This is a genomic window from Mycobacterium shottsii, assembly GCF_010728525.1.
In the GTDB taxonomy this organism is placed as follows: Bacteria; Actinomycetota; Actinomycetes; order Mycobacteriales; family Mycobacteriaceae; genus Mycobacterium; species Mycobacterium marinum.
In genome coordinates this window covers 4,888,187-4,900,464 of the sequence record NZ_AP022572.1, presented here as the reverse complement: position 1 = coordinate 4,900,464, position 12,278 = coordinate 4,888,187, and the positions used below count along the sequence as shown (strand labels likewise).

The window sequence follows — 12,278 nt, the reverse complement described above, 5'->3', positions numbered from 1 at the left end:
CCACTTGGCTGGCGGCAGGCAATACGGTGTTTGGGTGACCCGCGAACAGTCGCAACACCCTGGCGGCGGCTTCAATCCGCCGCAGCCAACCGACAAGGGCGGACCGGACTACGGCAGGTTCATTGATGCGGTGCGCAAGGTGCAGGACCACGCGCGTGCCGCCGACGCGCCTGACGAGGTGATCACCCAGGCCGCCGACCTGCTCGAACGGGTCTCCATACTGCTTGCGCCATTCGACGCCGACGAATGGGAGTCACCATCGGGGCGCCGAATGGACTTGCCGATGCGGGGCAACGTCACGACCATCCCGATGTCGGCGCGCAAGACGCAAGACGGCCGGATCGGTGGCTGGGCCCGCTTCGCCCGGTTCCACCTCGGACGCAATGGCGCGGTCCATGGTGGTGCGTTGGGCATGTTGTTCGACACGCTCCTGGGCTTGACGGCGTCGGTGCTCACCGGCAGTCGGCGCCAGCGCACCGCCTACCTCAAGATCGACTATCGCAACATCGTGCCCATCGAAAAGGAGCTGCAAATCGACGCCGGAGTGGACCGGGTGGACGGGCGCAAGATCTTCGTGTCCGGCCGGTTGAGCGACGGCGAGACCCTGCTGACCGAGGCGGATGCGTTGTTTGTGCGGCTCAAGCCCGGCCAGCCTTGATCCGGTTTCGGCCAAGATGCCGACCCAGACTTAGCACGCGGCTTGGGTTCGACCAGCTCCGCCCCGATAGCATGGTCGCGTTCCATTCGACATGCCCATTCACTCGCGAAACTTGGAGACCACCCCGATGAGCGTCCCCGCACAACCCGCCCCAGGAGCCGACGGCGATGACCCGCGGCAGCCGATCCGGGTTCCTGCCGGGACCACCGCGGCCGCCGCAATCGGTGAGGCGGGGCTGCCCAGGCGCGGCGCGCCGGACGCGATCGTCGTGGTGCGAGACGCCGAAGGCAAGCTGCGCGACCTGAGCTGGGCGCCCGACGCTGACGCCGAGGTCACCCCGATCGCGGCCAATACCGACGACGGTCGCAGCGTTATCCGGCACTCGACCGCGCATGTGCTCGCCCAAGCGGTTCAAGACCTCTTCCCACAAGCCAAACTGGGCATCGGACCGCCCATCGCCGACGGCTTCTACTACGACTTCGAAGTGCTCGAGCCGTTCACCCCTGACGATCTTCAGGCGCTGGAGAAGCGGATGCGCCAGATCGTCAAGGAAGGGCAGCTCTTCGACCGCAGGGTCTTCGAATCCAAGGATCAGGCGCGCGAGGAGTTGGCCAACGAGCCCTACAAGCTCGAACTCGTCGACGACAAATCCGGGGATCCCGATGTCATGGAGGTCGGTGGCGATGAGCTCACCGCCTACGACAACCTCAATCCCCGCACCCGCGAACGAGTCTGGGGTGACCTGTGCCGCGGACCGCACATCCCGACCACCAAGCACATCCCGGCGTTCAAACTGACCAGAAGCTCGGCGGCCTACTGGCGGGGCGACCAGAAGAACGCCAGCCTGCAGCGGATCTACGGGACGGCATGGGAGTCGCAAGAAGCGCTTGATACGCACATCGAGCTCATCGAAGAGGCACAGCGCCGCGACCATCGCAAGCTCGGTGTGGAGCTGGATCTGTTCAGCTTCCCCGACGAAATAGGCTCTGGCCTGGCGGTTTTCCATCCCAAGGGTGGGATTGTGCGGCGCGAGCTCGAGGACTATTCGCGTCGCAAGCACACCGAAGCCGGCTACCAGTTCGTCAACAGTCCGCATATCACCAAGGCCCAGCTGTTTCACACCTCGGGGCACTTGGACTGGTACGCCGACGGCATGTTCCCGCCGATGCAGATCGACGCGGAGTACAACGCGGACGGTACGGTGCGCAAACCCGGCCAGGACTATTACCTCAAGCCGATGAACTGCCCGATGCATTGCTTGATCTTCCGGGCGCGCGGTAGGTCCTATCGCGAACTGCCGCTGCGGCTCTTCGAGTTCGGCACCGTCTACCGCTACGAGAAGTCCGGTGTGGTGCATGGGCTGACCCGGGTGCGCGGATTGACCATGGACGACGCGCATATCTTCTGCACCCGCGAACAGATGCATGACGAGCTGCGTTCGCTGCTGCGGTTCGTGCTCGATCTGCTCAGCGACTACGGACTGACCGACTTCTATCTGGAACTGTCCACCAAGGATCCGGACAAGTTCGTCGGCTCCGATGAGGTCTGGGAGGAAGCCACCAACGTGCTCGCCGAGGTGGGCGCGGAATCGGGTCTGGAGCTGGTGCCCGATCCCGGTGGCGCGGCGTTCTACGGGCCCAAGATCTCGGTGCAGGTCAAGGACGCGCTGGGCCGTACCTGGCAGATGTCGACCATCCAGCTCGACTTCAACTTCCCGGAGCGATTCGGGCTCGAATACACCGCCGCCGACGGGACTCGCCAGCGCCCGGTCATGATCCACCGTGCCCTGTTCGGGTCGATAGAGCGGTTTTTCGGCATCCTCACCGAGCACTATGCGGGTGCCTTCCCGGCGTGGCTGGCGCCGATTCAGGCGGTCGGCATCCCGGTTGCCGACGAACACATCGCCTACCTGGAACAGGTTGCCGCACAGTTGAAGTCACATGGGGTGCGGGTCGAGGTGGACACCAGCGATGACCGCATGGCCAAGAAGATCGTGCACCACACCAACCAGAAGGTGCCGTTCATGCTGCTGGCCGGCGACCGCGATGTGCAGGCCGAGGCGGTGAGCTTCCGGTTCGGCGACCGCACGCAGATCAACGGCGTGCCACGCGAGGCTGCGGTAGCTGCGATCGTGGACTGGATATCCCGGCGCGAAAACGCCACTCCCACAGCTGAACTGGTCAAGGTGGATAGCGGTGAGTAACGGTGACTAACGAGGAAAGCGCGCAGCCGCAGGACAGCACCATCCTGGACCGCGGCGTCGGCGAGCGCGACCACCTGGAGCGGCTCTGGACGCCGTACCGGATGAACTACCTCGCCGAGGCTCCGCTCAAGCGGGAAGACTCCGCGCGCTCGCAGCCGTTCACCGAGATCCCGCGGCTGTCTGATGAAGAAGGTCTGGTGGTTGCCCGCGGCGAGTTGGTCTACGCCGTGCTCAACCTGTACCCCTACAACCCCGGCCACCTGATGGTGGTGCCGTATCGGCGGGTATCGGAGCTCGAAGACCTAACCGAGCCGGAGAGCGGCGAGCTGATGGCGTTCACCCAGAAAGCGATTCGCGTCATCAAGAACGTCTCGCGGCCACACGGCTTCAACGTCGGCATGAACCTGGGGACATCGGCGGGCGGATCGCTGGCCGAGCACCTGCATGTGCACGTTGTTCCGCGCTGGGGCGGGGACGCGAACTTCATCACCATCATCGGCGGATCCAAGGTCATCCCACAGTTGCTGCGCGACACCCGGCGGCTGCTGGCGACCGAATGGGCTCGGCAATCATGAGGCAACGATGAGCAAGGCGCCCTTCTTGTCCCGGGCGGCATTTGCTCGGGTCACCAATCCGCTGGCCAGGGGCTTGCTCCGGATCGGTCTGACCCCCGATGCCGTCACCATCATCGGCACCACCGCTTCGGTGGCGGGCGCGCTCGTACTTTTTCCGATGGGCAAGCTGTTTCCCGGCGCGTGCGTGGTCTGGTTCTTCGTGCTCTTCGACATGCTCGACGGAGCCATGGCACGGGAACGGGGCGGCGGCACCCGATTTGGCGCGGTGCTGGATGCGGCCTGCGATCGCATCAGCGACGGCGCGGTGTTCGGTGGGCTGCTGTGGTGGGTCGCGTTCGGCATGCGAGACCGATTGCTGGTGGTGGCGACGTTGGACTGCCTGGTCACCTCGCAAGTGATCTCCTATATCAAGGCCCGGGCGGAAGCCAGCGGGTTGCGTGGTGACGGCGGCATCATTGAACGACCGGAGCGGCTGATCATCGTGCTGGCCGGTGCGGGGGTGTCCGATTTTCCGTTCATCGCCTGGCCGCCGGCGCTGCCGGTGGCGATGTGGCTGCTGGCGGTGACCAGCGTGATCACCTGCGGACAACGGTTGTACACCGTGTGGACCTCACCGGGGGCCACCGATCTGCTGGTTCCCAGTGCGCCGGTGCGCGACGACGACGCGCAGTGCCATCCGAGGTCGGGTGACCCCGGAAAGACGCAGCGGTGATCTCCACCCCGGCCGGCCTGCGGTGGGTCAGGGCTCCGCGGCAGCTCCTGGTCGGCAACGCGACGGACTTGGCGTATGCGGCGGGATGGCGGATGGTGCGGGCGCTGCCCGAGTTCGCCGCGCGCAACGCCTTCGACGCCGGGGCGCACTACGCGGCCCGCCACGGCGGGCCCGAGCAACTTCGCAAGAACCTGGCCCGGGTAACCGGGGTGCGGGCCGGCGCGGTCCCGGACTCCCTGATGCGCGCGTCGCTGGAGTCCTACGCCCGCTACTGGCGGGAGGCTTTTCGGCTTCCGTCGATGAACCTGCGCAAGGTTGCCGCCCAGATTGACAGCTCCATCGGGGGCAAAGATCACCTCAATGCCGGGCTGGCCGCGGGACGCGGTGTGGTGCTGGCATTGCCACACAGCGGCAACTGGGACATGGCCGGGGTGTGGCTGGCGCAGCGGCACGGCACCTTCACCACCGTCGCCGAGCGGCTCAAGCCCGAGTCGTTGTACCGGCGATTCATCGACTATCGGGAAACCCTTGGCTTCGAAGTACTTCCGTTGTCGGGCGGTGCGGAGCCGCCCTTCGAGGTGCTGTGTGAGCGACTGCGGGACAACCGGGTGGTGTGCCTGATGGCTGAGCGTGATCTGACCCGCACCGGCGTTGAAGTCGATTTCTTTGGCGAGCCCACCTGGATGCCGGCGGGCCCGGCCAAACTCGCGATCCAAACGGGAGCCGCCCTGCTGCCGACCCACTGCTGGTTTGAGCCCAAGGGCTGGGGGTTTCAAGTCTATCCGGCCCTGGATTGCAGCAGCGGTGATGTGGAAGCGATCACCCAGGCGCTCGCCGATAGGTTCGCAGCCAACATCGCGGACCATCCCGAGGATTGGCACATGTTTCAGCCACAATGGTTGGCCGACTTGTCCGATGCCCGCCGCGCGCGGCTGAGGGAGCCCTGATGCGGATCGGAATGGTGTGTCCCTACTCGTTCGACGTGGCGGGTGGGGTGCAGTCACACGTCTTACAGCTTGCCGAGGTGATGCGGGCCCGCGGGCATGAGGTCAGCGTGCTGGCACCGGCGTCGCCGCACGCGGCCCTGCCGGACTATGTCGTCTCCGGCGGCAAGGCCGTTCCCATTCCCTACAACGGGTCGGTGGCGCGGCTGCGCTTCGGCCCCGCCACCCATCGCAAGGTCAAAAAGTGGCTTTCCGAGGGCGATTTCGACGTCCTGCACCTGCACGAGCCCAACGCGCCGAGCCTGTCGATGCTGGCCCTCAACATTGCCGAGGGCCCCATCGTGGCAACGTTTCACACCTCGACCACCAAGTCGCTGACGTTGACCGTCTTCCAGAGCATCTTGCGGCCCATGCACGAGAAGATCGTCGGTCGCATCGCGGTGTCCGATCTGGCCAGGCGTTGGCAGATGGAGGCGCTCGGCTCGGACGCGGTCGAAATTCCCAACGGTGTCGACGTCGGTTCTTTCGCGTCCTCGTCGTGTCTGGACGGATACCCCCGCCCCGGCAAGACGGTGCTGTTCTTGGGCCGATACGACGAGCCCCGCAAGGGGATGAGTGTCCTGCTCGAGGCGCTGCCCAAGCTGGTGGAGCGCTTCAGCGACGTGCAGCTGCTGATCGTGGGCCGCGGTGACGAAGACGAACTACGTGATCAGGCGGGTGAGCTGGCCGGGCACATGCGTTTTCTCGGTCAGGTCGACGACGCGGGCAAGGCATCGGCGATGCGCAGTGCGGACGTCTACTGCGCACCCAATACCGGCGGCGAGAGCTTTGGCATCGTGCTGGTTGAGGCCATGGCCGCCGGCACCCCGGTGGTGGCAAGCGACTTGGATGCCTTCCGGCGCGTACTGCGCGATGGCGAGATCGGGCGCCTGGTTCCAGTCGATGACAGCGACGCGCTGGCGGCCGCGCTGATCGAGGTGCTTGATAGCCAGGAGCTGCGAGAGCGCTATGTGGCGGCGGGCACCGAAGCGGTTCGCCGCTACGACTGGTCGGTGGTGGCCAGCCAGATCATGCGGGTCTACGAGACCGTCGCCGGGGCCGGGGTCAAGGTGCAGGTGGCCAGCTGATGACGTGGTTGCTTGTCGCCGGCATCGTGCTGCTCGTCGTGCTGGTCGTGTTCGGGGCCTGGGGATACCAGCGCGCCAACCGGCTGGATCGATTGCACGTGCGCTACGACTTGTCCTGGCAGGCGCTCGACGGTGCTCTGGCGCGCCGGGCCGTGGTGGCGCGCGCCGTCGCGATCGATGCCTACGGTGGCGCGCCCCAGGGCAGCCGGTTGGCGGGGCTGGCCGACGCCGCCGAGCAGGCGCCGCGACACGAACGAGAGAATGCGGAAAACGAACTGTCCGCCGCGCTGGCGATGGTTGATCCGGCGTCGTTGCCGTCGGCGCTGGTGGCCGAACTCGCCGATGCCGAGGCCCGGGTATTGCTGGCCCGCAGATTCCACAACGACGCCGTGCGCGACACCCTGGTGCTGGCCGAGCGGCGCATGGTGCGCGCCTTCCGTCTTGGTGGGCGAGCTCCGCGGCCGGCCTATTTCGAGATCGCCGAGCGGCCGCAGGCGCAGGCGCACAGCGACGACGGCGATATCGGCCGGCGTACCTCGGCGCGGGTGGTGCTGCTCGATGACCGCGGCGCGGTGCTGCTGCTATGCGGTTCGGACCCGGCCGCCGCGGCGTTCGACGAGGGCGGCGCGCCTCGGTGGTGGTTCACCGTGGGCGGCGAGGTGGGCAAGGGGGAGCGTCTGGCCCAGGCCGCGGCGCGTGAGCTCGCCGAAGAGACGGGTTTGCGGGTCGACCCCACCGACCTGGTGGGACCCATCTGGCGACGTAACGAGGTCTTTGAGTTCAACGGTTCGAAGCTCGACAGCGAGGAGTTCTATCTGGTGCAGCGCACCAGTCGGTTCGAGCCGTCCCTGGATGGCCGGACCGAGCTGGAACGGCGTTATGTTCACGGGGCCCGCTGGTGTGATGCCAGCGACATCGCCGCGCTCAACGCCTCCGGTGAGCAGGTCTACCCGCGCCAACTCGGGGAGCTATTGTCCGAGGCCAATCGCATTGTCGACGCCGCTTGCGGCGGCGCGGGAGGCGACCACGGTGTCCGCACCGCATATGTTCCCCGATCGATTCGCTAGTCGGAATATCGGGCGGGATTGCGGTCACGCAAACTTGCTTGTGGTTCCCATTAAAGTAAGACTCCAACAGTTGAAGGAGAAAGACAGTGGACAGCGCTACCCAGCCCAGTGGGGACCGGCCAGATCCGGCATCGTCCAAGCAGGCTCAGTCGGGTTCGAGCCAGACCGGAACGGCGAGGGTCAAGCGTGGCATGGCCGAGATGCTCAAGGGCGGCGTCATCATGGACGTCGTCACCCCCGAGCAGGCACGCATCGCTGAAGGGGCCGGCGCCGTCGCGGTCATGGCCCTAGAGCGGGTGCCCGCCGACATCCGCGCCCAGGGCGGGGTGTCGAGGATGAGCGACCCCGACATGATCGAGGGCATCATCGAGGCGGTCACCATTCCGGTAATGGCTAAAGCGCGTATCGGACATTTCGTCGAGGCGCAGATCTTGCAAAGCCTCGGGGTGGACTACATCGACGAATCCGAGGTCCTCACGGCCGCGGACTACACCCACCACATCGACAAGTGGAAGTTCACCGTGCCGTTCGTGTGCGGGGCGACGAATCTGGGCGAGGCGCTGCGGCGCATCGGCGAGGGGGCGGCGATGATCCGCTCCAAGGGTGAGGCCGGCACCGGTGACGTTTCCAACGCGACGACGCACATGCGCTCCATCGCCGGCGAGATTCGCCGGCTGACGTCGATGTCCGAGGACGAGTTGTTCGTCGCGGCAAAGGAATTGCAGGCGCCCTACGAACTGGTCGCGGAGGTGGCCAGGGCGGGCAAGTTGCCGGTCACCCTGTTCACGGCCGGCGGTATCGCCACTCCTGCCGATGCCGCGATGATGATGCAGCTCGGCGCCGAAGGCGTCTTCGTGGGCTCGGGCATCTTCAAGTCCGGCGCCCCGGAGCACCGGGCCGCCGCGATCGTCAAGGCCACCACGTTCTACGACGACCCCGATGTGCTGGCCAAGGTGTCACGCGGGCTGGGCGAGGCAATGGTGGGCATCAACGTGGAGGAGATCGCGCAGCCGCACCGCCTGGCGCAGCGCGGGTGGTAAGAATCTTTCGTGGCAATCGAGGAGATTCTTGATCTCGAGCAACTCGAGGTCAACATCTATCGCGGTAGTGTCTTCAGCCCGGAATCAGGCTTTCTGCAGCGCACATTCGGCGGGCATGTGGCCGGGCAGTCACTGGTGTCGGCGGTGCGCACGGTAGACCCGCGCTATCAGGTCCACTCGTTGCACGGGTACTTTCTGCGCCCCGGGGACGCCCAGGAGCCCACGGTTTTTCTGGTCGAGCGCACTCGCGATGGCGGATCGTTTGTGACCAGGCGGGTCAACGCCGTTCAGCACGGCGAGGTCATCTTCAGCATGGGGGCTTCGTTTCAGACCGCGCAGAACGGCATCAGCCACCAGGACGCGATGCCGGCGGCACCACCGCCCGACGAACTACCCGGATTGAGGTCGGTGCGGGTCTTCGACGACGCCGGGTTCCGGCAGTTCGAGGAGTGGGATGTGCGCATCGTGCCGCGGGACCTGCTCGCGCCGCTGCCGGGTAAGGCATCCCAGCAGCAGGTGTGGTTTCGCCATCGTGACCCGCTGCCCGATGACCCGGTGCTGCACATCTGTGCCTTGGCCTACATGAGCGATCTGACCCTGCTGGGTTCGGCGCAGGTCACCCACCTGGCGGAGCGTGAGCATCTGCAGGTGGCGTCCCTGGACCACGCGATGTGGTTCATGCGGGGGTTTCGGGCCGACGAGTGGCTGCTCTACGACCAGTCATCGCCGTCGGCAGGCGGGGGTCGCGCACTTACGCACGGCAAGATCTTCACCCAGGGAGGCGAGTTGGTGGCCGCGGTCATGCAGGAAGGGCTGACCCGCTACCCAAGCGGATATCAGCCGGGCGAAAAGTGAGCGGGTTGTGAGTATTCCGAGGGTTGGGGTGCTGGCGCTGCAGGGCGATACCCGCGAGCACCTGGCGGCGCTGGGCGAAGCCGGCGCCGAGCCGATGACCGTGCGCCGCCGCAGCGAACTCGACGCGGTGGATGGGTTGGTGATTCCGGGTGGCGAATCCACCACCATCAGCCACCTGCTGTGCGGGTTCGATCTGCTCGAGCCGTTGCGTGCCCGATTGGCTGCCGGGCTTCCGGCCTATGGCGCGTGCGCGGGGATGATCATGCTGGCCAGCGAGATCCTCGACGCCGGTGTCCGAGGACGCCAGGGGCTGCCACTGCGCGGGATCGATATGACGGTGCGGCGCAACGCTTTCGGACGCCAAGTCGACTCTTTTGAAGGCGATATCGCGTTCACGGGTCTTGATCATCCGGTGCGCGCGGTGTTTATCCGGGCGCCCTGGGTCGAGCGCGTCGGGGAGGACGTGCAGGTGTTGGCCCGGGCAGCGGGCCACGTCGTCGCGGTGCGCCAGGGGTCCGTGCTGGCCACCGCGTTTCACCCGGAAATGACCGGAGATCGGCGCGTTCATCGGTTGTTCGTCGACATCGTGTGCGGTCGGCACTGATCCCTTATTCAGCACGGGCCCAGAACCGCTCGTCGGCATACCCGTAGACTCGGCAGGCGAACTTTCGAGCAAACAGAAGAGGTAAGAGACTTCGATGAGCGGCCATTCCAAGTGGGCCACCACCAAGCACAAGAAGGCCGTCATCGACGCCCGCCGCGGCAAGATGTTCGCACGGCTGATCAAGAACATCGAGGTCGCGGCTCGCGTCGGTGGCGGTGACCCGGCGGGAAACCCCACCCTCTACGACGCCATCCAAAAGGCCAAGAAAAGCTCGGTGCCCAACGAGAACATCGAGCGGGCCCGCAAGCGCGGTGCCGGTGAAGAGGCCGGTGGGGCGGACTGGCAGACCATCATGTACGAGGGTTACGCGCCCAACGGTGTGGCCGTACTGATCGAGTGTCTGACCGACAACCGCAACCGCGCTGCCAGCGAGGTGCGGGTGGCGATGACGCGCAATGGCGGCGCCATGGCTGATCCGGGGTCGGTGTCCTACCTGTTTTCCCGCAAGGGTGTGGTGACCCTGGAGAAGAACGGTCTGACCGAAGACGACGTGTTGGCGGCCGTGTTGGAAGCCGGCGCCGAGGACGTCAACGACCTCGGGGACAGCTTCGAGGTGATCTCCGAACCGGGTGAACTGGTCGCGGTACGCTCCGCGCTGCAGGATGCCGGCATCGACTACGAATCGGCCGAGGCGGGCTTTCAGTCGTCGGTGACCGTGCCGGTGGACGTCGACGGGGCCCGCAAGGTTTTCAAGCTGGTCGACGCGCTGGAAGAAAGCGACGACGTTCAGAACGTGTGGACCAACGTGGACGTGTCCGACGAGGTGCTGGCGGAGCTCGACGAGGAGTAATCCCGGTGCCCGGGCTTAGGTGATGGCCCGAAGGGAGTCGCCATTCCGATCGCTGCGCCACTGTAGGACTTCCAGTGCCACGGCAATGTGAACGATGTTTGCCTCGACCGGCTGGGGCAGGAGTCGGTGCGCGGTCTCGAGCCGGTGGACCAGCGTATTGCGGTGGATGTAGAGGGCCTTTGCGGTGCGTGCGGCATTGCATTGCTGGTTGATGTAGGTCAGCAAGGTGGCGTGCAGTACCGGGCTGGCCGACTGGAATTCCCCGAGCGTGCATTCGATGAACTCGTCGACACCCTCTAGGTCTTGGGTGAGCAACTCGACCATTTGGGTGTCCGCAAAGTGGGCGGTGCGCTGGGGTGCCCCGAGCCGGGTCAGCATGCGCTGCGTCGTCTCTGCGTCGCGGTGACTGCGTCGGAACCCCTCGATTCCTCGCCTGGTGTTGCCGACGGCAAGCCGTACCGTTGGCGCGTCGGTGAGCACCTGTTGGATCCGGTCTCCGACCGGGGTGGCGGCGTCGCTCACCCATACCCAACGAGTCGCGGAATTGGTGACCACGATCAGTGGTGCCCGACAGCCGAGCGCCGTGCAGAACGCGTCGGCAGCCTGGTCCAGTTGGCCGTGGTCGCCGTCGGGCTCGTCGGACCAAACGATGGCGGCGGTATGGGCGCGATCCAGGAGATAGCCCAACTGCGCCTCGGCGCGTTCCCGGTTGACGGGGGCGCCGCTGAGGATCTGTTCGACGACTTTGCGGCGCTGGGCGCTGACTTCGCGGGTCAGCGCATCGTATTCCAGGGGTAGCTGTGCGGGGATGCCGGCAATGGTGGCGTCGATGAAGTCGTTGGATGAGCGGAACGCCACATCGAGGAGGTCGCGCAGTTCTTGGGGGTTGGACGTCAGGCCGAACGCGATGTCGGTCCAGCGCTCCCAGGCCACGTTGTGCGCGATTCGGTAGATGTCGGCGGCGAGCGCCTCCAGGCCGCGGTTGAGCAGCTCTTGGGCCATCCGCAGCGGTTCGGGCCCGAAGTTTGCTGGCACCGGGCCGCCGGGATCGCGCAAGATGGCAACGGCGAAATGGATCAGGTTGGCACGGTTTGCGCGGCTGATGATTTCGACCAGGGCGGGATCATCGGAAAGGGCCGGATTGGCGGCCAAGGTGGTGCGGTCGAGTTCATCGAGCCATTGCTGGGTGGGGTTGAGAGCGATGCGCGCGGTGTGGCGGATCAGCTCGCGCATGCGTGGGGAGAGTGATGGATTGCTTGGGCTCGCCACGGTCCCGATGGTAGGGGAGAGCGGGGCTTGACACAGTCGCAGCGATCCGTGGCTGACGGTGCCCGCCGGGGGCTGCCGCCGCATCCGAGGTTGTTTAGCGGCACGTTTGTTGTTTGCGGGACGGCCGCAGATATCCACGCCGGTAATTCGTGCCGGGCGAGGCTTGTTGGACTCGGGTCCGCCACTAGCACGTAGCCGCGTGAATTGGTAGGTGCACTTCTGCCGGTCTTCTACGGCCGGTTCGGAGTTTTTGTCCATTGGGCTGCACTCGAGCAACCGGGATCGTTGGGGGCGCAGGTCGTAGGTCGCCAGCTCTACAGGGTCTTGAACTGGCTGTATAGCTTTCGCACTTCCCTTTGTCGGCAACCGCTGGC

General features: G+C 65.9%; 12 protein-coding genes. 11 read left to right on the top strand and 1 reads right to left on the bottom strand.

The annotated features are described in order from the left end of the window. Positions 1-34: 34 nt before the first annotated feature. The 11 genes from G6N41_RS22625 to G6N41_RS22575 all read left to right on the top strand — a co-directional run bounded on the left by G6N41_RS22625 (position 35) and on the right by G6N41_RS22575 (position 10,635). Positions 35-658: a PaaI family thioesterase gene (locus G6N41_RS22625; protein ID WP_012393861.1), complete on the top strand. Its 624-nt coding sequence runs from the start codon at positions 35-37 to the stop codon at positions 656-658. Positions 659-785: 127 nt separating this feature from the next. Further along, positions 786-2,861, top strand: coding sequence for a threonine--tRNA ligase (gene thrS, locus G6N41_RS22620; protein WP_198965714.1), 2,076 nt, complete (start codon positions 786-788; stop codon positions 2,859-2,861). Positions 2,862-2,863: 2 nt separating this feature from the next. Beyond that, positions 2,864-3,436 carry an HIT family protein gene (locus G6N41_RS22615; protein ID WP_012393863.1) on the top strand — a complete coding sequence of 191 codons (573 nt, stop codon included), beginning with the start codon at positions 2,864-2,866 and terminating at the stop codon, positions 3,434-3,436. 7 nt (positions 3,437-3,443) lie between these two features. Then, positions 3,444-4,148, top strand: coding sequence for a phosphatidylinositol phosphate synthase (gene pgsA, locus G6N41_RS22610; RefSeq protein ID WP_198965713.1), 705 nt, complete (start codon positions 3,444-3,446; stop codon positions 4,146-4,148). After that, the gene (locus tag G6N41_RS22605; protein ID WP_198965712.1) at positions 4,145-5,095 is read left to right on the top strand and encodes a phosphatidylinositol mannoside acyltransferase; all 951 of its coding nucleotides are present in this window, start codon (positions 4,145-4,147) and stop codon (positions 5,093-5,095) included. Before pgsA ends, G6N41_RS22605 begins: the two co-directional genes overlap by 4 nt. Next, complete coding sequence (locus G6N41_RS22600) at positions 5,095-6,219, top strand: glycosyltransferase family 4 protein (protein WP_020728477.1); 1,125 nt, start codon at positions 5,095-5,097, stop codon at positions 6,217-6,219. The genes G6N41_RS22605 and G6N41_RS22600 overlap by 1 nt, the downstream gene beginning before the upstream one ends. Next, positions 6,219-7,286, top strand: a complete 1,068-nt coding sequence (locus G6N41_RS22595) for an NUDIX hydrolase (RefSeq protein ID WP_198965711.1) — start codon at positions 6,219-6,221, stop codon at positions 7,284-7,286. The genes G6N41_RS22600 and G6N41_RS22595 overlap by 1 nt, the downstream gene beginning before the upstream one ends. A gap of 86 nt (positions 7,287-7,372) precedes the next feature. After that, positions 7,373-8,326 carry a pyridoxal 5'-phosphate synthase lyase subunit PdxS gene (pdxS, locus tag G6N41_RS22590; protein WP_198965710.1) on the top strand — a complete coding sequence of 318 codons (954 nt, stop codon included), beginning with the start codon at positions 7,373-7,375 and terminating at the stop codon, positions 8,324-8,326. Between the two features lie 9 nt (positions 8,327-8,335). Next, the gene (tesB, locus tag G6N41_RS22585) at positions 8,336-9,181 is read left to right on the top strand and encodes an acyl-CoA thioesterase II (RefSeq protein ID WP_198965709.1); all 846 of its coding nucleotides are present in this window, start codon (positions 8,336-8,338) and stop codon (positions 9,179-9,181) included. A 7-nt stretch (positions 9,182-9,188) separates the two neighbouring features. Then, on the top strand, positions 9,189-9,785 hold the full coding sequence (pdxT, locus tag G6N41_RS22580) for a pyridoxal 5'-phosphate synthase glutaminase subunit PdxT (RefSeq protein WP_198965708.1): 597 nt from the start codon (positions 9,189-9,191) through the stop codon (positions 9,783-9,785). A gap of 94 nt (positions 9,786-9,879) precedes the next feature. Beyond that, entirely contained in the window at positions 9,880-10,635 is a 756-nt protein-coding gene (locus tag G6N41_RS22575; protein ID WP_011741062.1) for a YebC/PmpR family DNA-binding transcriptional regulator, read from the top strand. A 15-nt stretch (positions 10,636-10,650) separates the two neighbouring features. Here the strand turns inward: G6N41_RS22575 and G6N41_RS22570 are convergent, their stop codons facing one another. Continuing rightward, positions 10,651-11,904 (bottom strand): Rv1453 family transcriptional regulator, encoded by a 1,254-nt coding sequence (locus G6N41_RS22570; RefSeq protein ID WP_456320208.1) that lies wholly within the window; start codon positions 11,902-11,904, stop codon positions 10,651-10,653. Positions 11,905-12,278: the final 374 nt, after the last annotated feature.

Coding starts and splice junctions, on each gene's coding strand:
- thrS (WP_198965714.1), top strand. CDS start 786: ATGAGCGTCCCCGCACAACCCGCCCCAGGAGCCGACGGCGATGACCCG.
- pgsA (WP_198965713.1), top strand. CDS start 3,444: ATGAGCAAGGCGCCCTTCTTGTCCCGGGCGGCATTTGCTCGGGTCACC.
- G6N41_RS22600 (WP_020728477.1), top strand. CDS start 5,095: ATGCGGATCGGAATGGTGTGTCCCTACTCGTTCGACGTGGCGGGTGGG.
- G6N41_RS22595 (WP_198965711.1), top strand. CDS start 6,219: ATGACGTGGTTGCTTGTCGCCGGCATCGTGCTGCTCGTCGTGCTGGTC.
- G6N41_RS22575 (WP_011741062.1), top strand. CDS start 9,880: ATGAGCGGCCATTCCAAGTGGGCCACCACCAAGCACAAGAAGGCCGTC.